Genomic DNA, 24,144 nt, shown 5'->3' with positions numbered 1-24,144 from the left:
GGGGAGGTTCCGGGGCCCTGGCAGAGCCGTGGCTCAGAGACCAGCGGTCAGGCCGGTGGCCAGGCCGGTGACGGCGGCGGTGTTGACGCCGGTCAGGCCCTCGACGGTGCCGGTCAGGCCGCCGACGACGCCGGAGACGGGGGCGATCGAGTCGGCCGTGCCGGTCAGGTTGGCGGCGAGGCCGCCCACGAGGCCGCCCGACACGTTGTCGAGGTCGGCGTCGGAGATCTCAAGGGTCTGAACCTGGGGGGTGGAGTTCATGATGAGCTGCCCTTCTCATTGGTAATTACCAGAATGCGTGAATCACTTGCGTAACTCCCGCAGTGCGGAGGATCAAAGCACGCGGACGCCTCGCACATCCAATCGGAAGGTCCCCGGTCAGAGGCTGTGTGGGCACGTAATTACCGCCGCGTGCAGGAGTGTTCACGTTGTGGGGGCAGACCCTTCACAGAATCCACAGGTCCGAATTTCCGGGCGGGCTCATGAATTTCTGCAAAATGGACACTCCCGCATTTATGGCCGGGTCCGCATTTGAGGGTTGTGTGCATTCACAGCACACCGTGGCCGGACTGCGCATTCGGTGTGCAGGTTTGCTGGAGGGGCGCGCGGGACCGCAGGGGGGTTGTCTCCCGGGCTCCGCCGTGAACAATGGGGCGATGCTGGAGTTGTCGCAGGACACAGGCGTGACGCTGCCCGGCGGTGCGGGGGCGGTGCGGTTCGGGATGACGCCCGACGAGGTGCTCTCCACACTCACCGAGGGCGCGGTCACGCGCAGGCGGCAGTGCATGACGCTGACGCGCGAGCAGTACCCGGAGCTGCGGCACGCGCACGACGCCTGGCTCAACGGGCTTCTCCACGATCCGGACTGGGCCTTCGAGGCGGAGTTCGACGGCGTCACGCTCGGCTTCTGGGGCGGCGGCCCCGGCGCGGCGGACCGGCTGGCCCGGCTCGACGTCACCACCACGGTCCCCGCCCCCGCGACGCCGGTCGCCTGGGACGACATAGACCTCTTCGGCTACCCGGCGGGCGAGGTCGCCGAGGCCCTGCCCGAGGCCACGCGGCTGCCGGACGGCCCCGCGGCGGGAGCGGGCCGGACCGCCACCGGCCTGGTCGTCGAGACCGCGGGACTGCGCCTGTCGCTCCTGACGCCTCCGTCCGCCGGCCAGCGCGTCGTGCTGCTCGGGCCCGACGCCCGGTCCTGGCAGGCGTGTTGCGACGGCGCGTGGGAGTGCGCGAAGGAAGGGGACGCGCTCACCGGGATCATGCGGTGACCTGACGGCCCCTCTCACGGCCGTCCGCGCGTCTACCGGACCACGCTCTACTGAGGCAGTGCGCAGACGGCGATCGGCGCGGCGAACGCGGGACCTTCCGCCGGGGTGAGCCCGCCGCCGCAGTGGTCGACGTGGAAGACGGTCACGGACGCCGACTTCTGGTTCGCGGCGAACAGGAGTTGCTCGTCGGGCGAGAAGGCGATGTGGCGCGGGAAGTCGCCGCCGACGGGAACCGTGTCGAGCAGGCGCAGCCGCGCGCCGTCCGCCTCGATCGCGTACCGGGTCAGGCTGTTGTGCCCGCGATTGGCGAGATAGGCGAAGCCGCCCTCGGCGGTGACCAGGATCTGCGCCGGGTAGCTGGTGCCGGACCCGGTGCCGGTGGGCTGCGGTTCGCCGGGCGTGAGGCGTCCCGTCGGCGGGTCGTACGCGCAGACGACCACCGTGTTGTCCACCTCGTTGGCGAGGTACACGAAGCGGCCGCCCGGGTGGAACGTGAGGTGGCGGGGGCCCGCGCCCGGACGCAGCGACGCGTACGACACCTGCGTGAGCGTCCCGGCCGCCGTGTCGAGGCGGTACGTGTAGACGGTGTCGTTGCCCAGGTCGACGGCGAGCACGTGCCGCCCGTCCGGGGACGTGATGATCTGGTGCGCGTGCGGGCCCTCCTGGCCGGGGCCGGGCGCGGGCTCCGAGTGGGGGACGAGCGCCGTGCGTTCACCGAGCGCCCCGGAGCCGGCGATCGGGTGCACGGCGACGCTGCCCGAGAGGTAGTTGGCGCTCAGCAGCCACCGGCCGCTCGGGTGCACCGACAGATGGCAGGGGCCCGCGCCGCCGGTGCTCTGCCGGCCGAGCACACGCCGGTCCGCGAGCCGGACCGCCGTCACGCCGCCGTCCTGCCCCTCGTCGACCGCGTACAGGGTGTGGCCGCGCGGGTGCAGCGCCAGATACGAGGGGTCGGCCACCCCGTCGATCGTGCCGGTACCCGTGATCCGGCCCGTGCTCGCGTCGTACATGGCGAGCCCGATGCCGCTGCCACCGCCGTCCTGCGAGGTGTACGTGCCGAGGAACAGGGGCCGTCCCGCGCGCGGCGCCCCGGCCTGCGCGGGACCCGCCGCCGCCGTGACGACACCGCCGGCCGCGACGGCCGCGATCCCGCCGAGGAAGCGGCGGCGGCCGGTGCTGCTGCTCATTCCTGGTACCTCCGGTGTCAGAGTGACGTGGCTCCTACCCTGGTGCGTGCCCCTTCAACTGACAAGAGGCGCAACTCTGGTTGCACCATGTGCAACGCGCCTCAGCGGTCGAGCTCCTTGTGCGCGCTCTCCGGCAGCCGCAGGTACACCACGGACGACACCAGGCAGAGCACGGCGACGTACCAGGGGAAGAACCCGGCGTGCCCGGTCTCCTTGAACAGCGTGCCGACATAGGGGGCCGTCCCGCCGAAGACGGCGACGGTCAGCGAGTACGGGAAGCCGATGCCCGCCGCGCGCACCCGCGCGGGGAACACCTCGGCGTTGACCGCGGCCGAGATCGAGGTGAAACCGGTGAGCAGCACCATCCCCGCGCACTGCACCAGGAGCAGCGAGGCGAACGAGCTGCCGAGCGAGCGCAGCAGCGGCACGCTGAGCAGCGCGAAACCCAGGCCGAAGAAGAGGAGGAGCGGCTTGCGCCCGAACCGGTCCGAGAGCATTCCGCCGACGGGCTGGAGCAGGGCGAAGAAGGCCAGCGCGATGGTGCCGGCGACGAGGGCGTCGGCCTTGTCGATGCCCGCGTTCAGCTCCGCGTACGTGGGCAGATACGACGTCCACGTGTAGTAGGCGAGTGTGCCGCCAGCGGTGATGCCGCAGATCAGGAGCGACTCGCGCGGGTGATGGCGCAGCGCGTCGAAGAGTCCGGGCCGCTCGGCCGCGCGCCGCTCGGCGCTGCGCGTCTCGTACGCGCCGCGCCGGATCCAGAAGCCGACCAGGCTGAGGAGCGCGCCGAGCACGAACGGCACGCGCCAGCCCCAGCCGTCCATCTGCCCGTCGCCGAGCGTGCTCACCAGCGCCGCCGCGACTCCGGACGCCGCGAGCTGCCCGGCGGACGTCGACACGTACTGGAAGGACGAGAACAGGCCGCGCCGTCCCGGGCCCGCCGACTCCACGAGGAAGGTGGTCGAGGCCGCGAACTCGCCACCGACGGACAGGCCCTGGAGCAGTCGCGCGAGGACGAGCACGACGGGCGCGAGGACGCCCACGGCCGCGTACGTCGGGGTGAGCCCGACCAGCAGGCTGCTGCCGCCCATCAGGAGGATGGTCACGGTCAGCGCGGCCCGGCGCCCGTGCCGGTCGGCGACCGCTCCCATGAGGAGCCCGCCGACCGGCCGCATGAAGAACCCCACGGCGAACACCGCGAACGTGGAGAGCAGCGGCACGAGGGAGTTGCCCGAGCCCTTGGGGAAGACCTGGCCCGCGATGTACGTGGCCAGAAAGGTGTAGGCGTACCAGTCGTACCACTCCACGGCGTTGCCGACGGAGGCGGCGAGGAGCTGGCGGAGTGGGTGAGCGGGCCGGGTGGCGGCTGTGAGGGTCTCTGTCATGATCCTGACGCTATCCCCGGAAAGTTCCTGCTCACATGCGGTTTGACGGAGTCGACACATCGCCGTCATCCGGTTCGCTCCGCTCTGGTCGACTGGCTGTGCCGTTTGGTGCGGCCGGGGATCCGAACCAAAATCACGGGCGCTGAGTCAGCAAAAGGTCAGCAAGAGCCCGAGGTCAGTACATTGCCTTCCATCCCCAAGCAGCTCGCCCGTGGCATGGGATCCTTTGCCAAGCCGTGCAGCTGCAGCCAGCCCACACGATGCCCGCACCCCTACTTCATCCGGTACCGAGACGCGAGCGGCAAGCAGCGGGAGGAGAGCGGCTTCCGCACGCAGGACGCTGCCAAGGAACGGCTTGTCGAGCTGTACGCGCGGAAGGCCAGCACGCCCGCGTCCAAGGCCGAACTCATACGTCACTACGGGCAGATGCGGTTCGAGGACTTCGTCGGCGACTACATGGGCCGACAACGGCGACTCTCGTACGGTACGGCGTACGAGTATGAGCACCTTGCGCGGAACCACCTGATCCCGGAGCTCGGATCGCGGCGTGTGGAGACCTTCAGCCCGCTCGTGGTGGAGAACTTCCTCACGACGATGGATCGCCTCGGAACACCTGACCCCACCCAGTTCAAGGTCTACGTCCTACTCAAGACGCTGCTGCTCGATGCCCACCGCAAGGGGGCCATCAGCGGCCACCCGTTGCAAGACGTCGACGCGCCACGGTACGAGGCCGAGCGGGCCGTCGTGCCTACCAAGGAACAGATCGTCGAGATCAAGATGGCTGCCGCGCACGACCGCTTCTCGATGTTCGTGGACATGATGGCCGGCTGCGGCCTGCGCAACGGAGAGGCGCTGGCCCTGAACGTGAACAACATCGTGGCTGACGACGTCTACCGAGTCACGGAGCAGGTCCACTACCGGACGAAGAAGCTCGAGCAGCTCAAGCACAGGAAGCCTGGGGACTTCCGCGAAGTCCCGCTGCCCCGAAGCATCCGTGAATCGATCGAGCGCTTCGTCGAGCAGCACGGAACCACCGACGACGGCTATGTCCTCCAAGGAACCCGCGCGAAGCACATGAACCACAGCACGATCAACGCCATCTGGTACCGGAAGCTGGCCGGCAAGGACGTGGACATGCCCGAGGGCATGACGATCTACGGGTACCGGCACTTTTTCGCGGCGAACTGCCTGGCGCACAACATCCCCATCACGGATGTCGCCGAGTGGATGGGGCACAAGAGCATCGAAGTCACGTTCCGGATCTACCGGCACCTGATGCCAGCTTCGATCGGGCGGGCGGCGAGGCTCCTCGACCGAGGCCTGCACGACCTTGCTGCCTGAAGACGGCGCGGGGAAGCTCTCCATGCCGACGTTGGCCTTGTGCAGCGGCAGTTGAACTGTAAGGCGACGCAGGTGCCCGACCTGGCACTGGTTATGTGAAGAGGCGGCGGCTCCGGAAGTACGGACCTCCGGAGCCGCCGAATCAGTCGATGCGCTGCTGTCGAGCCCACGCATCTACCTCGGAGACCTTGAACTGCAACTTCGCGTTCCGGCCTGCACCGAATTTGTGGGCGGCCAGCCCCAGCCGAGGGGCGTCACGGTAGACCCACGTGACGGACATGTTGAGGTACTCGGCGGTCTGCCTGGCATCCATGAACTGCGGGCGCATCGGACCTCCAGAATCGGCGTGGGAGGCCAGTGTCTTTGCCAGGCCCGACTTGGTCTTGCTGGGGAATACCTGGTAGCGATGCCCCACGAGGAGGCACGGTGCGTCAGGTGGGTGGGGAGCCGAAGCGGGACGTGAAGTGTCTGAGCGCTCTACGACCGTTGGACCGCCGTCTGTGGATCAGGGCCCGTTGGAACAACGTCCCGAGGCCCCCTTACTCCAAACTGAGTTCCGGATGTCCTGCAGCCATCCCGACTTGAGGCACGTTGATGAGCATCCTCATGGGTACCTCCAAGTGAGCGTAGCATCTGGGCCTCTGACCAGTGTTTTCCCTGATCAAAGCGGGTTTGGAAAGTTTTCGATCTTGGCGGTCCGTGGCGGCTGGAAGCGGGTTCTGGCGGGGCTGATGCTGACCTATTGCTGACTCTGCTAACGGAGTATCAGGTGGGCGTGCGGTTGCAGACCGGTGCTCCCAACCGCTCACTTCCGGCAGTATCGGCTCTCGCGGAGCGCTGGTCACTGGAGCCGTGTCCCCCTTTGTTCGTCTACCCCTCGCCGAGTTTGTCGGCTGTCACCCCCGTCGACCTGAGGACGTCCCCGTCAGCGTCCAGGTACTCGAACTGCTCGAAGTGATCTCGTAGGAGTGCCTCCGAGCGGCGAGCGAACCTGTTCGGCCGCGCGACCCAAGCAGCCCTCTTATCCTCCACCGAACTGCCTCCGCCCGTGCCACGGCCCGGCGCCCGGCCTGATGGCCTGCTGCAATTCGGCTGCGGTGAGGCGTTCGCCGCTGCAGGCGCTCAGATGCCGGACCGGCCCGCATCAGTTCCTTGAGCCGTGGGTTCGGCGCGTGCTGGCACGACGCGACTACCCACCGCGCCTGCTCGCCATCGATGCGGCGCTACCGGTCGGGATCGTCACCCACAGTGAGGCGTCCTGGATGGGGCCTGACGACTGCCGAACGCCGTCGGCCCCCGCCGTCCCTGACCGGAGTACGTAGCGCCTCGACCTACGTAGCGGATACGTATTCATCCGGATGTGGAGGTCGGCCGGAGGGCGGAGTGTGGGCCTCACCTACAGGAGCTATGCGGAAATGATGTGATCACGATGATCGGTCGGGACGCCGAAAACCGTGGGAAACCAGCTGCACTCGGTCATCGATGGGTCGTGGTCGGCGACACAGTCGCAGGCCCCCCGCGCCCGCAAACCTCCATCAGAGTAACGGAGGGTGACCATGGAACTGCGTGAGCTCGATTGGTTCACCACGTTGGCCGAGACCGAGCACATGACGGCAGCTTCGCTGCGCCTGAACGTCAGCCAACCGACGCTGTCACGAGCCTTGGCCCGGCTTGAGCGCAAAGTGGGAGTGAAGCTCTTCGACCGCCACCGGAACGGGCTGCGGCTCAACAAGTACGGGGAGATCTTTCAGGCCCACGCTGAGCGGGCCATGAACGAGCTCGGCAGAGGCGCGGAGCGGATCGCCTCACTGGTCGACCCGGAGCGGGGCTCGGTGTCGCTCGGATTCGTCCATTCATTCGGCGGATGGCTGGTGCCAGACCTCATGAGCCGGTACCGCGAACACGCCCCGAGCACGACTTTCGAGCTGAGCGGCGGAGCCTGTGACACCGTGGTCGACGACGTGCGTCACGGAAACATCGACGTCGGCTTCGTGGCTCCCGAGCCGGTCGCCGACGACCTGGAGTGGATTCCCCTGGGGCGCGAGGAGCTGTGCCTCGGTGTTCCGCTTGGCCATGCGTTCGAGGGCCGCGACCACGTGACGATCGCTGACCTGACGCACGAGCCGATGGTCGCGCTCAGGGCCGAGTTCGGTCTGCGCCATGTCATGGACCGCCTGTGCCGAGAAGCAGGGTTCAGTCCCCGTATCAAAATCGAGGTGAGCGAGCTGTCCACCCTCCACGCCCTGGTGGCGTCTGGGATGGGGGTGGCCGTCGTGCCCGTACCAAGGCCGGGGCACGCTCCGGGGCCCGTGATCCGCGGCATCCCGTTCAGCGACCCGACCGCTTTCCGGTCCTACGGCGCGGTCACCCGGCGGGGTGGCCCGAGTAGCCAGGCCGCGAGACGCTTCGTGGAGTTCGTGGCGAGGGGCTCAACGCGCGCGTCGCATTCGGAGCGAACGCCGGGCGCGGGAACTCGGAGGGAGGTGCTCACGGCCGTGGGGAACTCGTGATCTCTGCGGGGCGCGCCCTGGGGACGACACTCTGGGTGTCGTCCCGCGTCTCGAACAGGTTGGGAAGGACACCATCGCCGATGTGAACGGCTGCGATAATCGCGTTCGCGTCCTGCCCGACCGGCAGAGGGCCGGGCGACCTTTGGTGCGCGCAGACGGGTTTGCCCGTGCGGCGCCTCAGCGGACAATGGCCCTCATGAGCAGGCACGCATCCATCTCTCGACCGTACGCGCCCCTTCTGGCTGATATGTTCGGTCGTGAGCGAGAGCTTGCCGATGCCCGAGACCTGTTTTCCTCGAGTCGCCTCGTGACACTCACCGGTCCCGGCGGGGTGGGCAAGACCTCATTGGCTGCCGCGATGTCGAGCACCGTTGAACGAGCATTCCGAGAGGGGACGCGGTTCGTCGAGCTGGGCGCTCTTCGCAGCTCGGACACCGTCGCCGAAACCGTGGCGACGAACCTTGGGCTGAGTGCCCTGCCGACCATGGACGCCGAGGAACAGCTCCGCCGTCATGTGGCCGACCGCTCGCTGCTCCTCGTCCTGGACAACTGCGAGCACGTGCTCCCCGGATGCCGACGACTTGTGTCTTCACTCCTCACCGTCTCCAGTGAGCTACGTGTGCTGACCACCAGCAGAGAGCCGCTGCGGATCAGGGGGGAGCGAGTGATTGTCGTCCGCCCTCTGTCAGTACCTCCGAAGGACCGGCACCTCACCGTAGGTGAGCTACGCGACTATCCGGCCGTGGCCATGCTCGAAGCTCGGGCCAAGGCCGTCAACGATCAGTTCGAGATCACCGAGCGCGATAGGTCGGCGGTCGCGGAATTGGTCGCTCGCCTGGATGGGATGCCGCTGGCCATCGAGCTCGCTGCCGCCAGACTGAGGTCCCTGCCGGTCCATGAGCTGCTAGACCGCATCAATGACAGGTTCGCGCTCCTGAATCGCGGCGACCTCACCGCGACACCGCACCACCACTCGCTCGACGCGCTGGTGCAGTGGAGCTACGACCTTTGCTCTCCGGACGAGCAACTGCTCTGGGCGAGGCTGGCCGCTTTTAGCGGCAGCCCCGCTCTCGAGGGGATCCGGGCTGTGTGCGGATTCGAGCCCCTGGAAGGCACCAAGCTCCTCGACTCCCTCGACGGCTTGGTTTCCAAGTCAATTCTCCTCCCTGAGCTGACACGGGGGGAAATGCGCTACCGCATCCTTGAAACACTCAGAGACTTCGCCCTGGAGCGCGCCCAAGGGAGCGAGGACCACGCCCGCGCTCGACGTGCGCACGTGGAGTACTACCGGACCTGGGCGACGCAGACGGCGAAGAGCTTCTTCGGCCCCGGCCAGGTCGATTCCATCCAGCGGTTGGAGTCCGATTTCACCAACATCGAGATGGCTTTCAGCGGTCTCCTGCAGGACCCGGGCCGCTCCCGTGATGCGTTGGAGCTCGGATCAAGCCTCCGCTTCTTCTGGATTACCGGTCATCTCCGCGAAGGCAAGCGCTGGTTGAACAGGGCGCTTGCCACGGACAGGACCGAGTCCGTCGAGCGCGGCAACGCGCTCTGGGCAGCAGCGTCGGTCGCGGCACTCCACGGTGAACTTCCTAGTGCCCAACGCTTTCTGAAAGAGGCGCGCGAGATCGCGCGCTCGGTCGGCGACCCGAGACTGGCCGCGCACATTGCCACATGGACCGGACAGACCGCACTGACCTCGGGGGATCTCGAGGCCGCCCGCGAAGCCTTCGAGACGGCATACAAAGTGCACGTTGACTTGTCGGACGCAGAGGGGCGGATGATGACCCTGTTCCTGCTCGGGTTCGTCAGAAGTGCCCTGGGGGACCACCAGGGGGCGTCGGACGCCTGTCAGGAAGCCATCAGCCTGAGCGAGAGCCTGGGCGAGACGTGGGGCCGTTCTTACGCTTTGTGGGTGTTGGCGTTCGATGCCTGGACGCGTCAGGGCTTGGACGTCGCCGGTGAGTTGGCCAAGCAGAGCCTCGAGCTCAAACGCGAATTCCGAGACGACCTCGGCACAGCACTCGTCGTCAACCTGTTGGCGGGAATTGCCCTGGACAACCACGACCCCAAGAAGGCGGCACAACTGTTGGGGATCGTCGAAGCGCTGTGGACCTTGCTCGACACCGAGACCAAGGCCTTCGGGCCCGTGCTGGCCTCGCGCTATGAAGCGATCACACGCGCCGCGCAGGAGCGGCTCGGAAAGGCTGCGTTCCAGCGCGCCTACGAGGCGGGCCGGCGTCTGGAGCCGGGCCGGCAGATGAGCCTGGCGCTCGGCGGTGCTGCCGCTGCTGAGAAGGGCCAGGCAAGCGCGGTGTCTGGGTCCGATCTGCTCACTCCGCGGGAGAGGCAGGTCGCGTCACTGCTCGCTGAGGGCCTGAGCAATCGAGCCATTGCCACAAGGCTTGTGCTCTCCCAGAGGACAGTCGAGGTCCATGTCGAACACATTCTGAGCAAGCTCGGCTTCCGCTCCCGAACCGAAGCAGGCGTATGGGCGGCCCAGGCGCTTCAGGGCAAGGAATGAAGCTGTCGGCGCGGGGTGGCCCGGGACAGCCTCCTCGGCCGCTTGGATCCGTACGGCCAGCAGCCGGAGGACGCGCCCGCGTTTGAGCTAGTGCAGCATCAGAGGGATGTCGAGTCTGGCTGAAAGTTCGGTGGCGGTGATGCCGTACGTCTCGCGCACCGAGACTCCGGAGAGGCCGAGTCCGAAGGCGGCGAGTCGGTGTAGACCCGGCTGACGCGCCCGACGCCTGTCACTCCCGCGCCGATCTCGTGGCGATCGATCTCGAGGATGCGGTCGAGGAAGACCGAAAGGACGACGCGCGGGCATCAGCGGGCGCATGGCTTTCGAGCGACGGTCGTGCCTGTGTCCGGATCAATGCCCCGTCAAGCGCGTCGTTCGGTACGGACCTTGATGCCTTGGTCGGCATCCCGGGCTTGGGCGCCGCGAAGCTTCCGAAAGTCGACTCGCCCCAGCCATAGACGACCGTCGCCCAACGGACCGGCTTGCCAGTCATCGCCTTGATCGAGTCAGCGGCTGCATTGTGCGAGTCCATGACCTCGCCGCCACACCAGGTGGCCCCGCCTCGCTTTCGGTCACCTCGACTACGCGCTCGACGTGCGCGCGCCGATCACCCCCGCCGCGTTCGGCCCGACGAGGAGGCCGTCCGCTGGGCCCGCCGTGTTGTCCCATCAGTCTCCGGGAACGGAGCGGTTCGCGTTGACGGACACATGGTTGACGCGCCGGTCCTAGTGCTGCGCCGCGGAAGTTCCGCCGATGGCTATCGGGTCGTTGACCGGGCATGGTGCTTGATCCTGATGTTCTGTGTTGGAGGACCGGGTTCGTGCGCACACCACCCCGCAGCGTGCCGCGCGCCGTGCGCACATTGTTCTGCTGGCTGCGGAAGGGTGTCCGGCCCGGCAGATAGCGGAGATCGCTCGGGTGGATGTCTCCACGGTGGTGCGGTGGCGGGACCGATTCGCCCGGGAAGGATTGGCGGGGCTGGAGGACCGGCTCCGCTCGGGTAGACCTCCCGTCTACGGTCCGGAAGTTCGGTTGCGGATCGTGGCGACGGCCACCAGCGCTCCGCCGCATCCGCATGGCGGTTGGTCGCACCGGCTGATCGCCCATCATCTGGCTGACACCGGCATCTCTTCCTCCCAGATCGGCAGGATTCTCGCCGCGCTCCAGGTCAAGCCGCACCGAGTGCGTGGCTGGCTGACCCGGCCCGCTGATTCGAACTTCTTCAGCAGGGCGGCCGAGGTATGTGCCCTTTACCTCAGCCGCCCGCCGGACTCGGTGGTGGTGTCGGTGGACGAGAAGACCGCGATGTCTGCCCGCTCCCGCAAGTACCCCGACCGGCTGCCCGGTCCTGGACGGGTGCGTCTGCGGGAGTTCGAGTACGTCCGCCATGGCACCGTCTCGGTCACTGCCGCGCTGGACGTGCACAGCGGGCAGGTCGTCGTGGAGAACCTGCCACGCAACGACTCCGCGCATTTCGTGAAGTTCCTGGCCCGTCTGGAGCGTTGCATCCCTGCCGGGCTGACGGTCCATCTGGTGCTGGACAACGGCTCCTCGCACGTCTCCAGGGCCACTCGGGCCTGGCTGGCGAAGCATCCACGGATCGTGGCGCACTACACCCCTAAACACGCCTCCTGGCTCAACCAAGTGGAGATCTTCTTCTCCCTTCTGGCCCGGGCCGTCCTGCGCCACGGGGACTTCTCCTCCCGCGCAGACCTGCTGGAGAAGGTCACCGACTTCACCATCGTCCACAACGCGACCGCTCGTCCGTTTCGTTGGAACTACGAAGGACGACCGCGCCAGACTGGGCACGAGAGCACCGCCACTGCGAAGGAACCGTGCCATGCCCGCTGACTCCGTCCTGCAGATCAAGGTCACCCTGGCCGACATCCGCCCTCCGATCTGGCGGCGGCTGCAGGTCCCGGCCGACCTCACGCTCGACCGCCTGCACCTGGTGATCCAGACCGCGATGGGCTGGGAGAACTACCACATGCACCTCTTCCAGACCCCGACCGGCGACTACGGGCGCCGCGACAGCGAGCTCGGCCACCGCGACGAACGCAAGGTCCCGCTTCATGCAGTTGCACCCGCCATCGGCGACAGGATCGGCTACACCTACGACTTCGGCGACGACTGGGTGCACCACATCGAGGTGGAGAAGACCCTGCCCCGGGCTCCGGGAACGGCCTACCCCCACTGCCTGACCGGCCGGCGGGCCTGCCCACCGGAGGACTGCGGCGGCCCGTGGGGCTACGCGAACTTCCTCGAAGCCATCACCGACCCGGGACACGAGGAACACGACGAACTACTCGAATGGGTCGGCGGCACCTTCGACCCCAGCCACTTCGACCTCGAAGACACCAACAACCGCCTCACCGTCCGATAGCCATCGGCGGAACTTCCGCGGCGCAGCACTAGCTCGGACACAGGTGATTCTGCGGAACGCGGACTGATGCTCAGGTCGGCGTACCGGCAGCCGGTTGTCCTCATTGCGGGTCTGCTTCCCGATCTCCGCACACCGTCATGCTTCAGGCGAATCGCTGGGTGAAATTATCCGGCATCGTCAAATCCGATTCCAAACCACATCCTTTATTTACGGGTGATGTCAGCGACGTAACCACAAGGAGAAAATATGTCCCTTACCGCCGAGCGTCCCAGCGACCTCGACCGTAAGCGCTTCTTCATTGATGGAGCATGGGTCAACCCGAGCGGCGACCGCGTGCAGGATCAGATCGAGGCCGCCACGGGCGAGCGCATCGGCGTCGCCGCGTTGGGCACCGAAGCGGACATCGACGCCGCCGTCCGTGCCGCCCGCCGCGCGCTGGACGAGGGCCCCTGGGGGCGTACCCCAGCGGCCGAACGCGCCGCGGTGCTGCGCAGGTTCGCGGACGCGCTCGACAAGCGCGCTGGGGACACCGCGACTCTGGTAAGCCGCGAGAACGGAATGCCGATCGGACTCTCTCAGATGTTGAACGGCGGTGCGCCCGCCATCCTCCTGCGGATGTACGCCGACGTCATCGAGAGCCTCCCGCTGGAAGAGGCGCGCCCGAGCCAGGCCGGGTCGACGATCGTCCGCCGCGAACCCGTCGGCGTGGTCGCCGCGATCACGCCGTGGAACTTCCCGCAGGCGCTCGCCATGTTCAAGATCGCACCGGCGCTCGCCGCCGGCTGCACGGTGGTGCTGAAGCCGTCGCCGGAGACCGCCCTCGACTCGTACGTCTTCGCCGACGCCGCCCAGGAGGCCGGGCTGCCCGAGGGCGTGCTGAACATCGTGCTCGGTGACCGCGACGCCGGCGCCGCGCTGGTGTCGCACCCGCTGGTCGACAAGGTCGCCTTCACCGGGTCCACCGAGGCCGGTCGGGCCATCGGACAGGAGTGCGGCCGGCTGATTCGCCGGGTCACCCTCGAATTGGGCGGCAAGTCGGCTGCGATCTTCCTGGAAGACGGGAACGTCGAGACTCTGCTCGCCGGCCTGGACAACGCGTCCTTCCTCAACAACAGCCAGACCTGCACGACCCAGTCGAGAATCCTCATCGCACGCTCCCGCTACGACGAGGTCGTCGACGCGATCGCGAGTTTCGCGGACGCGTACAAGCTCGGAGACCCCCTCGATCCCTCAGTGACGATGGGTCCCATGGCCACCCGCGGGCACCTGGAGCGCGTCCTCGGCTACATCGAGACTGCCAAGAACTCGGACGCCCGCCTTATCACCGGCGGTGGCCGTCCGGAGCACCTGAACCGGGGGTGGTTCGTGCAACCCACGGTCTTCGCCGACGTCGACAACGCCGACCGGCTCGCCCGCGAAGAGGTGTTCGGTCCCGTCATGGCGCTCATCCCGTTCGACGACGACGATGACGCGGTCCGGATCGCCAACGACAGCAACTACGGCCTCGGGGGCTCGGTCTGGAGCGCCGACGAGGACCGGTCGCTGGCCGTGGCACGTCGCGTCCGTACCGGCACGATCGGGCTCAACTACTACACCCTCGATCTCGGCGCGCCGTTCGGGGGATACAAGGACTCCGGAATCGGTCGCGAGCTCGGGCCGGAGGGGATCAACGCCTACCTCGAATACAAGTCGATCTACGCATCGACGAGGTACCGCCCGGCATGACGCATTCCCCAGGAACAATGAGAGAGGACGGGCAGAAATGAGTAGTCCTGTCGAGGTGGTCACCGCCTACTTCGCCGGCGTCACCGCAGCCGATCCGCATGCCGTGGCCGATTTGTTCGCCCCGGACGCGGTCCTGCAGAACGCCGCGGGCACGCTGACCGGTGCCGAGGCGATCAGGCGGATGTACGAGAACGGTCTCACTCCCGGCGCGATGAAGCCGAACCCGAAACAATTCGTCGTCGACGGCGAAAACATCGCAGTGGAGATCGACCTGATCGCGAACGGAAGTGCCGTGACACTCGGTGACTTCTTCACGGTCCGGAACGGGAAGATCGAGCGTCTCGCCATTTACAGCCTCAGCCCTGTGGATGGGCGTCTTTTCGACAAGGTCGGTGTCGACCCCGATCCGGCGTGAAGGCCGACGAGCACTCGGGGATCGCATCGCCGATGAGCCCGGCGCCCCGTCGTGCTTTGCACATTTCCACGAGTTCACAAGGAGAACGATGAAGGTCACAGTCTTCGGCCCGGCTCGGCGGGTCGGTGTGGTACACGAGGGTTCCGTCGTCGACATCAACGGCGCGTATGCCAAGTACTTGGCCGAGACCTCGCATGCCGCCCGGCCACTCGCCGAGGCAGCCGCAGCCGTTCCGGCCCAGCTCAACGCATTCATTGAGGAGGGGGCGCGAGCCCTCGACGGTGCCCGAGCTGCACTGGAGTACCTGGTCGACCAGGCGCAGGACGTCCGTGGTGTGACAGGGGAGCAGCTCAGCTTCGGACTTGACGAGGTGAGGCTGCACGCCCCGATTGAGGGCCAGTCCCGGATCCTCTGCGCTCTCGCCAACTTCGCTGACCACATGCAGAGCGCAGCTGAGAACTCTCGCGGCGGTGACGCCAAGACCACTATCAACCGTCTTGTCGAGGGAGGGCCCAAGTTCTTCGTGAAGGACCACCGCGCCGTCTCCGCGAGCGGCGATCCGGTGCGCTACCCGGCACGCACCGAGCGGCTGGACTACGAGGCGGAGGTGGCCGTCGTAATCGGCAAGAGTGGTCGCGACATCAAGGGCGACGATTTCACGTCGCATGTGTGGGGATACACCCTGTTCAACGACTGGTCGGTGAGGGACAACGTCTCCTTCGGCCCCGACTTCATGTACGCGAAGAACTTCGACACCTCTGCGACGATCGGGCCCTGGATCATCGTGAACGAGGGAATCGATCCGCAGGACATTCCCATCGAATGCCGGGTCAACGGCGAGCTGCGCCAGAGCGGCAACACGAGCTCCATGATTCACTCCTTCGCCGCGCTCGGCGAACACCTGTCCAGGGACACGACTCTGTGGCCCGGTGACCTGATCGCCAGTGGTACGCCCAAGGGCACCGCCGTCGATTCCAGCCGGCAGGAGTCCGACGGCTCGGTTCCGGACACCTTGTTCGTCAAGCCCGGTGATGTCGTGGAAGTCTCCTCCGCCCTGATCGGCACCATCCGCAACGAAGTTGTCAAGCCGACCGACTGAGGACAGAGCACATGACCGCGAAGAAGTTCAAGGTCGGCGGCGTCATGTATGACCGCCCCTTCAAGATCCGGCGACTCAACCACTTCGGTATCAGCGTCGACAACACAGCTGAGTCGGCGAAGTTCTACCGGGACGTGCTCGGGTTCGCAGTCGCCGACACCCTCGATCTCGAGAAGTACGACCCGGGCCCCTGGCTCGACGGTGTGCCCGACAAGCACATCTACTTCCTCCGTCACAACAGCGACCACCACACCTTCGTGCTCATGCCGCGCCCGTGGGCCGAGCACATGGAGCCGCCGGCCCGTTCCGACATCACGGTCAACCAGATCACCTGGCAGGTCGGCAGCCTTCGCGAAGTCGTCGAGGCGCGGCGCTGGCTCGCTGAGCTCGGGCAGAAGATCGAGCGTTACGGGCGTGACCCCGGCTCGAACTGGCACACCTACTTCCCGGACCCGACCGGCCACGTCAACGAGCTGGAGTACGGCATCGAACAGGTCGGCTGGGACGGCCTGAGCAAGCCCGAGGTGACGTGGCCGTGGCTCAACGGGCACCCGGAACTGCCGTACAAGTCGGAGTCGACCGAGGTCGCCGAAGCCCTCGCCGAGGGCGTCGATCTGACGTCGGGTCACCGTTGGGTGGACGACCTGCCGAAGACGTACGACGTGGGAGGCGTCCTGCTCGCGCGGCCGTTCAAGCCGGTGCGGGTCGGACCAGTGAGCATCTTCGTCGAGGACCTCGATGCCGCTGAGCGCTTCTACACCGATCGACTCGGTCTGCAGAAGAGCGAGGAGTCCCGGATAGCCGGACACCGCGTTGTCTTCCTGCGGGCGAACACCGAGCATCACAGCCTGACGCTCCTCCCACTGGAACTGCGCACTGTGCTCGGTGCGCGGGAGGACAGCACCTTGCTCGCCTTCGGTGTGCAGGTCGGTTCCTACGAGCAGCTCCGCGCGGCGAAGACGTTCCTGGAGGAAAAGGGCGTCGAGCTCGTCGACCTGCCGCAGGAGATCCACCCGGGCATCGACTACGTCATCCACGCGGTCGCCCCCGACGGTCACGTGATGCAGCTGTACTACTACATGGAGCAGGTCGGCTGGGACGGCCGCGTGCGGCCGAAGGACGAGCGTCGGAAGGTACAGGCCGGCGTGTGGCCCGAGACACTGACGCCGCTCTCCGACACATACGCCGGCGAGACGTTCTGGGGACCGCTCGGCTGACGCTGTGCCTCGGTGCACCCCCGGCCTGGCGTGGTCATGCCGGCGGGGGCGTAACCGATCGCATGTGAGGGCTTTGGGCGACCCTCGTGTTCATGGGCTCGGCCTTCCCGTGCCCGGATCCTGGCCGCTCAAAAGTGCTGCTGGCGCGCCTTGGACGCTGCTGAGTAAGGCGCCTCAGCACTGATCGTTTCCGTCACACCGCGCATCGCATGCCCTCAGCAGAGTCGTCAAGGAAGTAAGGAAACGGAGAGACAAGCATGAGTCGAATCGTCATCAGCGGAGCCTCGGGGGACCTCGGGCGTCGCGTCACGAGGTTGCTGCTGGAAGCGGACCCGGGCATCGAACTGGCGCTTGTGACGCGCACACCCGAGAAGCTCGCCGACCGCGCGGCCCAAGGGGTCACCGTCATGAAGGGCGACTACAGGGACCGGGAGTCACTGGACGCCGCATACAGCGGTGCCGAGACACTCCTCCTGATCAGCGGGCTCAACCTCGGTCGGCGAATCTCCGAACACCGCAATGCCATTGCCGCTGCTCAGCAGGCGGGCATCCGCCACATCGTCTACACCTCGGTCGGTGGTGGCGAGCAGCCGAACAACCCCGCCCTGTCGGCGAAGGATCACAAGACGACGGAGCAGGACCTCCGGTCCTCCGGCATCGCGTACACGCTCCTGCGCAATCACCTCTACGCCGAGATCGTCAGCAACGTCTGGATCGCCCCCGCCACCGCGAGCGGTCGGCTGGAGATGGCGACGGGGCAAGGCTCCCTGGCCCCGGTGGCGAAGGGTGACGTGGCCCGCAGCGCGGCGGCGGTGTTGCGCGACCCCGAGCGGCACGCCAGTGGAGCCTATGAGATCACTGGTCCCGAGCTACTGAGCATGCAGGACATCGTGCGCATCGGCTCCGAGGTGCATGGGGTGCCGATCACCTATGTGCCTCAGACAGGGGAGCAGCGTCTCGCCTTCTTCGACTCCGTAGGCCTCCCGCGTACCTACGACCCCGCCATGCCGCCCAGTCCCGATGGCCACATGTGGGCCAGCGACGAGTTGGTGTCGGCTGATCTGGCGGTCGCGGGGGGATACCAGGCGCTCCTCACTCAACACGTGAAGCAGATCACGGGTCGTGACCCCGAGCCGCTGCGGTCGGTGATGGAGCGCGTCAAGTCGGTGCCCTACGACCAGATCGATGACGCGGTGTGACGACTGGTCCTGTCGTCGACTGTCGGCAGGCTTGCGTGTTCCAGAGGTTTTCGTGTTCTTGAGAAAGGTGCTTCAACGATGAACGGTAACGGCAGTGCCGGCGGTCCGGGCGAGGCCGCTGTGGCGGCCATCCACGATGTTCCGGCCTACCCAGAAGTCCCGACCTATCTGAACATCCTTGGCAGCCTGCACATCTGGGAGGGTGATGGCTGGAAGCAGGAGTCCATGTCGTGGAAGACGGGCTCCTATCTGGCGTCGAACCTGAGCGGGTTTCCCGAGGTGACGTTCAGCGGCCCGCACGCGCAGGAGTTCCTGTCGCGGCTGAGCATCAACAACGTCTACAAGTGGCCGGTGGGTACCTCGAAGCATCTGGTGATGCTCGACGAGCACGGGTACATCGCCAGCCACGGTCTGGCGGTGCGTGACAGTGAGGACTCCTTCCGCCATTTCGCCGCGATGCCGTGGCCGATGTACAAGGCGCCGTCGCTGGGGCTGGACGTCGAGATCGGGCTTCGGGACATCTTCCTGTTCCAGGTCGCGGGTCCGACCTCGCTGCAGGTCCTGGAGCGGCTCATCGGCGAGCCCTTGCGCGATCTGAAGTTCCTGGGCATCAGGCAGGTCAGCATCCCGGGGATCGACGCGTCGGCGGAGATCGAGCTGTCCCGGATCGGCATGGCGGGCACTCTGGCGTACGAGCTGCGCGGGCCGTTGGAGCACGGCCCGGCCGTGTTCGACGCGGTGTTCCAGGCAGGGAAGGAATTCGGGCTCAAGCGACTCGGATGGCGTACCTACGTGGTCAACCACACCGAGGGTGGATTCCCGCAGCAGGGTTGCACGTTCCTGCCGGCAGCGTTCGCCGACCCCGGGTTCGTCACCCACCCGGTGTTCGGGGCCGGGCTTCCGCCGTCGCAGGTGGGGGGGCAGTTGCCGGGCAGCGTCCAGCCGGGGGACATGAGTGCCCGGCTGCGGACTCCGTTCGAGGTGAACTGGGGCTGGATGGCGAAGTTCGACCACGACTTCATCGGCCGTGAGGCGCTGGAGGCCGAGGCTGCGAACCGTCGCCGCAAGACGGTGGTGCTGAGGTGGAACAAGGAGGACGTACTCGACGTCTTCGCCTCGCAGTTCGAGCCTGGTGAGGAATACAAGCACTTCGAGTTCCCCACCACCCCGCAGTCACCCGCCGGTGGGCACGCCGACCTCGTCACCAAAGACGGCAAGCAGGTAGGGGTCTCCTCGGTCGCGGTGTACTCCTACTACTACCGGGAGATGCTCTCCCACTCGACCATCGACATGGACCAGGCCGAGATCGGCACCGAGGTCATCGTGCACTGGGGGGACCACGGAGGACGGATCAAGCCGATCCGGGCGACGGTGGAACGTTTCCCGTACCTGGACCTGGCCAGCAACAAGGACTTCGACTTCACCGCCGTCCCCTCCGGAGTCGCGGCCGCGTAGCCGTCCACCCGCGGCGCCGTCCCGGGCTCCGCGGGTCATCTCCCGGATTCACCGAAGCGGCCCCTGACGGCCGCCGGAATCCCTCGCACGCCGGGTATCTGCTGCAAATCCCGAAAGGAACCGCTTTCATGTCTCTGCCCACTCATGATGCCGCCGACCTCGGACGGTTGATCGTCCAGGGTCCTGACGGGCCGGGGATCGTGTCTTCGGTGTCGTCCCTGCTTGCGCGGCTCGGTGCGAACATCGTCTCTCTCGATCAATACTCGACAGGCCCTGCCAGCGGCCAGTTTTTCCAGCGCACGACGTTCCACCTGGACGGCCTGGCAGGTCGGTTGACTACGCTCGAGGAGGAACTGGACGAAGCGCTGGGCGCGCTGGGACTGAGCTACCGGCTGGGGGACGCGCACAGGCCCAAGCGCGTGGCGATCATGGCCTCCAAGTCGGATCACTGTCTGCTGGACCTGCTGTGGCGTCAGCGCCGCGGCGAGATCCCCATGAATGTGGCCATGGTCGTCTCCAACCACCCGGACTTGGGTGAGGATGTGCGGGGCTTCGGTATCCCGTTCTTCTACATTCCCGTCGAGAAGGGCGCCAGGGCGGTTGCCGAGCAGGAGCAGCTGAAGTTGCTCAAGGGGAACATCGACCTGCTGGTGCTGGCCCGATACATGCAGATTCTCTCGGAGGACTTCCTCGAGGAGGTGGGTGCGCCCGTCATCAACATCCATCACTCGTTCCTGCCCGCGTTCATCGGCGCCGGGCCGTACCAGAAGGCCAAGGACCGGGGTGTGAAGCTGGTCGGAGCGACCGCTCACTACGTGACCGAGGACCTGGACGAGGGGCCGATCATCGAGCAGGACGTCGTACGGGTGTCTCATGACGACACGACGGCGGACCTCCAGCGACGAGGCGCCGATGTCGAGCGTCAGGTCCTGTCGCGGGCGGTGGCGTGGCACTGCGAGGACCGGGTGCTCCTCAACGGCAGTCAGACGGTTGTGTTCTGACCGGGGCCGGATGCAACCTTCGAACTCGACAGAAACAAGGGTGTGGAAAGTGGTGTCACAACTCCTGGACGGCCGCGCGGTTTCGTCGGCGCTCCTGGTCGAACTCAAGGCGGAAGTCGAGCAGTTCGTTGGAGAGCAAGGTCGGCGGCCGGTGCTGGCGACGGTACTCGTGGGCGATGACCCGGCTTCGCACACTTATGTGCGGATGAAGGTCAACCGCTGTGGCCAGGTGGGGATCGAGTCACGCCGGTTCGATCTCGACGTCGGGATCGACACGGCCGAACTGTGCCGCGTCATCGGCGATCTGTCGGCCGATCCCGAGGTCGACGGCATCCTGTTGCAGCATCCGGTGCCCCACCACATCGACGAGCGTGCTGCATTCGAGGCGATTGACCCGGGCAAGGACGTGGACGGGGTGACCCGGACGTCGTTTGCGGCCATGGCCTTCACCGAGGAGGGATTCGCGTCCGCGACCCCGGGCGGGATTCTGGCGCTACTGGACGCCTATGATGTGCCGCTCGCCGGCCGCCACGCAGTGGTGATCGGTCGCAGCGCCATCCTGGGCAAGCCCATGGGGATGCTCCTGCTAGGGCGCGACGCGACCGTGACCTACTGCCATTCACGGACCGCGGACCTGCGCGAGCACGTAGAGCGAGCCGACCTCGTCGTGGCGGCGGTTGGGGTGCCGGGAATCGTCAAGGGCGAGTGGGTCAAGCCGGGCGCGGTCGTGGTCGATGCGGGGTATGCCGACAACCGAGGCGACGTCGAATTCGAAACGGCCGCGAGGCGTGCTTCCTACATCACACCGGTCCCCGGTGGAGTGGGTCCGATGACGATCGCGACGCTTCTCGTGCAGACCCTGCGCGGAGCCCAGCGGCGGGCGGCCGAGGCCGCGTCGGCCCGCTAGGTGGCCCTGGATTTCCGAGGGAGGAGTGGGCAGTGGCAGCCGAGGGTGGGCCGCCGGCGGGAGACGCGGCTGGTCCGTCTGCCGGCGGCAACTCATCCTGACTGCAGCGAGGCGCCCAGGCGCAGGAAGGCGAGCCTCTTACGGCGGGCTGCCGGTGAGGACCAGGAGGTACGGCACTCGCCCTCGATGTCGGCGGTCTGGAGGTCGGCGACCTGGCCCCAGGGGAGGGTGCGGCCGGGGGGGCCACCTTGTAGGCCCCACGAGGCGGCAGGCAGCTCGTGGGGGCGACTTGGCTGCCGCCGGGCGAGAAGCGGGGGCGGCCGGCCTTGGTGCGGTCGGCGGTGATCCGCCAGGCGCGGCTGGGTTCGTCGAGCGGGGTCAGCCGCGATGTCGTCCTCGGCCACGAAGCACAACTGGCACCGCTGAGGTGCGTCAGGCGCAACCAGGTCAAGTTTCCATGCCTTGAGGCGCAAGGGCCAGGGCAACTTATATGTTCTCAACGGACGTGAGCCGGGGCACGTACGACATTATTCGCCTCCGCGTAGTCGTAGGGTGTCTTTGAGGTCTACGTGATGAGTCCGTGCCGGAGTTGGAAGGTGAGGGGCATGACTGCGGTGGCAACGAAGCGTCGCAGTCGCATCACGCCCGAGCGCGAAGCCGAGCTGTTCGCGGCCGTGCTTGACCTGCTCCGCGAGGTCGGTTACGACGCCCTGACCGTGGAGGCCGTCGCCGCCCGCACTCGTTCCAGCAAGGCCACGCTCTACCGCCAGTGGGGCGGCAAGGCCGGCTTGGTCGTGAAGGCCGTCAGGCACAACAAGCCGGACCGCTTCAGTGGCATCGACACGGGCACCCTCCGCGGCGACCTGCACGCGCTGGTCCAGCTTGAGGACGACTGCACCATCGAACGGAACTCGGCGCTCATGCGCGGCGTCGCCATGGCGATGCACAACATCGCCGACCTGCGCGGGGAGTTCCGGGCGCAGCTCGTCGAGCCCGAGTTGTCCGGCTTCCATCAGGTGATCCAGCGGGCCATCGACCGCGGCGAGGTCCGTGCGGACTGCCCCGCGCTGGAGGGCGTGCTGCACATGATGATCGGCGGCTACGTCACCCCGGCGCTGCTCGACGACCAGCCGCCGACCCAGGCCTCCCTCGCCTGGTACATCGACGCCGTGGTCCTCCCCGCCCTTGGCCTTCCCACCGCCTCCTGACCGTCCCCACGGTCCGCCCCTCCTGACGTCACCGCTCTCGTGGTTGCGCCGATCGCTCCTGCCACGCCGACGTGATCGGCCCTGCCCTTGGGGCCTCGGCCCCCACACCCACGGCCTGACCGGGACTACACGTGCGTGGTCGCGTACTTGTATGAACTCAGCCGGCTCGCCTTCCGAAGACGGCATTTCGTCGCCCGGTATGGGTTGCCCCCGGGCCGCTTACCTCTGGATGTGCGCGCCGGCGGGTGGACGGCACCGGAGAGCGTGTAACGGGAGGCCGTCACTTCCTGGCGTTCCTCAGACGGCCTTGGTCGCCACGCCGGCAGCCTGCGGGGCGGCTTCCTGCGGCGCTCCCATGGCCTTCGGCCGTGCCGTCACGAACGCCATGAAGCGCCGCGCGGCCTGCCCGCCCGGTCCTCCCCGGCGCGTCAGCATTCCGTAGGGCCGGAACGCGGAAGGGTCGTCGATGGGAATGACGGGGGTCAGGGTCTGCTGTCCCGGCTGCGGTTCGGGGACAATGGCGACACCCCAGCCTGCCAGGACGAACGGGGGCAGGGTGTACAGGTCGGTGGCCTCGATGACGATCTGCGGAGAGAACCCGGCTTGCCGGCACAGGCGTTCAGTGATGTGCCGCAGGCCGTATCCGACCCTGAGCGCCACCATCGGCTCGTCCTCCAGGTCGGCGATCGTGACATGGCCGCGGTCCGCGAACCGGTGGCCCGCCGGAACCCCGACGCTCAGTCTTTGGAGGCCGAGCGGGGTCCAGTCGAGGTCCTCAGCGGTCGGCTCCGGGGCCACGAAGCCGATGTCGATACGGCCCTGGCGTACGTCGTCCGTCACCGTGTCCGAGGCTGCACCGCGCAACTCGAAGGACGTGCGGGGAGCCAGATCGCGGTAGCGGTTCACCAGGTCCGGGATCAGCCACTCCCCAAAGGAATTCAGGAAGCCGAGTGAAACCTGGCCTTGGTCCGGGTCGACGAGCGTGGAGATCCGCTCCTCCGCTTTGGAGAGTTCGTTCATGGCCCGCATCGCATGTGCCTGAAAGATCGCACCGTACCGGTTGAGCTGCAGTCGGTTCTGGCGGCGGTCGAAGAGTTTCACCCCCAGCTTGCGCTCGAGGCGCGCCAGGGCCCGTGACAGGGTGGGTTGGCTGATGTTCAGCCGTGCGGAGGCAGCCGTCATATTCTCGGTCTCGGCGAGGGTGTTGAACCACTCCAGTTCGCGCAGTTCCATGGTTCCTCCGGGTCTTGCGGCTCTGGCGGGGACCATACAGTCAACGCATAGTTCCTTCAATAATCGCGGTCACGCTGGATTCCG

At 67.0% G+C, this 24,144-nt stretch carries 21 protein-coding genes and 1 pseudogene; 16 read left to right on the top strand and 6 right to left on the bottom strand.

Features of this window, described 5'->3' with window-relative positions:
* Window positions 1-33: 33 nt before the first annotated feature.
* Window positions 34-261, bottom strand: coding sequence for a type A2 lantipeptide (locus OG456_RS06200; RefSeq protein WP_100591630.1), 228 nt, complete (start codon window positions 259-261; stop codon window positions 34-36).
* Window positions 262-656: 395 nt separating this feature from the next.
* On the opposite strand from OG456_RS06200, the gene OG456_RS06195 reads away from it, so the two are divergent.
* Window positions 657-1,271, top strand: coding sequence for a hypothetical protein (locus OG456_RS06195; protein WP_266557994.1), 615 nt, complete (start codon window positions 657-659; stop codon window positions 1,269-1,271).
* A 47-nt stretch (window positions 1,272-1,318) separates the two neighbouring features.
* Here OG456_RS06195 and OG456_RS06190 read toward each other — a convergent pair whose 3' ends face one another.
* Both OG456_RS06190 and OG456_RS06185 read right to left on the bottom strand, forming a co-directional pair.
* The gene (locus OG456_RS06190; protein ID WP_266557992.1) at window positions 1,319-2,458 is read right to left on the bottom strand and encodes a lactonase family protein; all 1,140 of its coding nucleotides are present in this window, start codon (window positions 2,456-2,458) and stop codon (window positions 1,319-1,321) included.
* A gap of 101 nt (window positions 2,459-2,559) precedes the next feature.
* The gene (locus OG456_RS06185; RefSeq protein WP_266557990.1) at window positions 2,560-3,843 is read right to left on the bottom strand and encodes an MFS transporter; all 1,284 of its coding nucleotides are present in this window, start codon (window positions 3,841-3,843) and stop codon (window positions 2,560-2,562) included.
* Here OG456_RS06185 and OG456_RS06180 point away from each other — a divergent pair.
* Complete coding sequence (locus tag OG456_RS06180; RefSeq protein ID WP_266557988.1) at window positions 3,805-5,184, top strand: tyrosine-type recombinase/integrase; 1,380 nt, start codon at window positions 3,805-3,807, stop codon at window positions 5,182-5,184. The genes OG456_RS06185 and OG456_RS06180 overlap by 39 nt on opposite strands.
* Before the next feature lie 142 nt (window positions 5,185-5,326).
* On the opposite strand, the gene OG456_RS06175 is transcribed toward OG456_RS06180, so the two are convergent.
* On the bottom strand, window positions 5,327-5,599 hold the full coding sequence (locus OG456_RS06175; protein WP_266557986.1) for an AlpA family transcriptional regulator: 273 nt from the start codon (window positions 5,597-5,599) through the stop codon (window positions 5,327-5,329).
* A 1,141-nt stretch (window positions 5,600-6,740) separates the two neighbouring features.
* Between OG456_RS06175 and OG456_RS06170 the strand changes: the two genes are divergently transcribed.
* The 13 genes from OG456_RS06170 to OG456_RS06110 all read left to right on the top strand — a co-directional run bounded on the left by OG456_RS06170 (window position 6,741) and on the right by OG456_RS06110 (window position 21,619).
* Window positions 6,741-7,694 (top strand): LysR family transcriptional regulator, encoded by a 954-nt coding sequence (locus OG456_RS06170; RefSeq protein ID WP_266557984.1) that lies wholly within the window; start codon window positions 6,741-6,743, stop codon window positions 7,692-7,694.
* A gap of 196 nt (window positions 7,695-7,890) precedes the next feature.
* Window positions 7,891-10,218, top strand: a complete 2,328-nt coding sequence (locus tag OG456_RS06165) for a LuxR C-terminal-related transcriptional regulator (RefSeq protein ID WP_266557983.1) — start codon at window positions 7,891-7,893, stop codon at window positions 10,216-10,218.
* Window positions 10,219-10,466: 248 nt separating this feature from the next.
* The gene (locus OG456_RS06160) at window positions 10,467-10,676 is read left to right on the top strand and encodes an aldolase/citrate lyase family protein (protein WP_266557981.1); all 210 of its coding nucleotides are present in this window, start codon (window positions 10,467-10,469) and stop codon (window positions 10,674-10,676) included.
* Window positions 10,677-11,019: 343 nt separating this feature from the next.
* Window positions 11,020-12,069 carry an IS630 family transposase gene (locus OG456_RS06155; RefSeq protein ID WP_266557979.1) on the top strand — a complete coding sequence of 350 codons (1,050 nt, stop codon included), beginning with the start codon at window positions 11,020-11,022 and terminating at the stop codon, window positions 12,067-12,069.
* The gene (locus OG456_RS06150) at window positions 12,059-12,601 is read left to right on the top strand and encodes a plasmid pRiA4b ORF-3 family protein (protein WP_266557977.1); all 543 of its coding nucleotides are present in this window, start codon (window positions 12,059-12,061) and stop codon (window positions 12,599-12,601) included. The genes OG456_RS06155 and OG456_RS06150 overlap by 11 nt, the downstream gene beginning before the upstream one ends.
* Before the next feature lie 246 nt (window positions 12,602-12,847).
* Window positions 12,848-14,326 (top strand): aldehyde dehydrogenase, encoded by a 1,479-nt coding sequence (locus OG456_RS06145; protein WP_266557970.1) that lies wholly within the window; start codon window positions 12,848-12,850, stop codon window positions 14,324-14,326.
* Window positions 14,327-14,381: 55 nt separating this feature from the next.
* Window positions 14,382-14,741: a nuclear transport factor 2 family protein gene (locus OG456_RS06140; RefSeq protein ID WP_266557968.1), complete on the top strand. Its 360-nt coding sequence runs from the start codon at window positions 14,382-14,384 to the stop codon at window positions 14,739-14,741.
* Window positions 14,719-15,840 (top strand): fumarylacetoacetate hydrolase family protein, encoded by a 1,122-nt coding sequence (locus tag OG456_RS06135; RefSeq protein ID WP_266557966.1) that lies wholly within the window; start codon window positions 14,719-14,721, stop codon window positions 15,838-15,840. Before OG456_RS06140 ends, OG456_RS06135 begins: the two co-directional genes overlap by 23 nt.
* An 11-nt stretch (window positions 15,841-15,851) precedes the next feature.
* The gene (locus tag OG456_RS06130) at window positions 15,852-17,057 is read left to right on the top strand and encodes a VOC family protein (protein ID WP_266557963.1); all 1,206 of its coding nucleotides are present in this window, start codon (window positions 15,852-15,854) and stop codon (window positions 17,055-17,057) included.
* Between the two features lie 257 nt (window positions 17,058-17,314).
* Complete coding sequence (locus OG456_RS06125; protein ID WP_266557958.1) at window positions 17,315-18,256, top strand: NmrA family NAD(P)-binding protein; 942 nt, start codon at window positions 17,315-17,317, stop codon at window positions 18,254-18,256.
* A 78-nt stretch (window positions 18,257-18,334) separates the two neighbouring features.
* On the top strand, window positions 18,335-19,711 hold the full coding sequence (locus OG456_RS06120) for an aminomethyl transferase family protein (protein ID WP_266557957.1): 1,377 nt from the start codon (window positions 18,335-18,337) through the stop codon (window positions 19,709-19,711).
* A 128-nt stretch (window positions 19,712-19,839) separates the two neighbouring features.
* Window positions 19,840-20,712 (top strand): formyltetrahydrofolate deformylase, encoded by an 873-nt coding sequence (gene purU / locus OG456_RS06115; protein ID WP_266557955.1) that lies wholly within the window; start codon window positions 19,840-19,842, stop codon window positions 20,710-20,712.
* A gap of 49 nt (window positions 20,713-20,761) precedes the next feature.
* Window positions 20,762-21,619, top strand: coding sequence for a bifunctional 5,10-methylenetetrahydrofolate dehydrogenase/5,10-methenyltetrahydrofolate cyclohydrolase (locus OG456_RS06110; protein ID WP_266557953.1), 858 nt, complete (start codon window positions 20,762-20,764; stop codon window positions 21,617-21,619).
* A 176-nt stretch (window positions 21,620-21,795) separates the two neighbouring features.
* On the opposite strand, the pseudogene OG456_RS06105 reads toward OG456_RS06110, so the two are convergent.
* A pseudogene (locus tag OG456_RS06105) lies at window positions 21,796-22,061 on the bottom strand (hypothetical protein); the annotation flags it as partial.
* A 163-nt stretch (window positions 22,062-22,224) separates the two neighbouring features.
* Here OG456_RS06105 and OG456_RS06100 point away from each other — a divergent pair.
* Complete coding sequence (locus OG456_RS06100) at window positions 22,225-22,827, top strand: TetR/AcrR family transcriptional regulator (protein ID WP_266557951.1); 603 nt, start codon at window positions 22,225-22,227, stop codon at window positions 22,825-22,827.
* Between the two features lie 297 nt (window positions 22,828-23,124).
* Here OG456_RS06100 and OG456_RS06095 read toward each other — a convergent pair whose 3' ends face one another.
* Window positions 23,125-24,060, bottom strand: a complete 936-nt coding sequence (locus OG456_RS06095) for a LysR family transcriptional regulator (RefSeq protein WP_266557949.1) — start codon at window positions 24,058-24,060, stop codon at window positions 23,125-23,127.
* Window positions 24,061-24,144 lie beyond the last annotated feature (84 nt).

This window comes from Streptomyces sp. NBC_01446 (assembly GCF_026340095.1).
Taxonomy (GTDB): domain Bacteria; phylum Actinomycetota; class Actinomycetes; order Streptomycetales; family Streptomycetaceae; genus Streptomyces; species Streptomyces aureus.
Note: the sequence above shows the minus strand (reverse complement) of the source record. Positions and strands in the feature narration are given on the sequence as shown.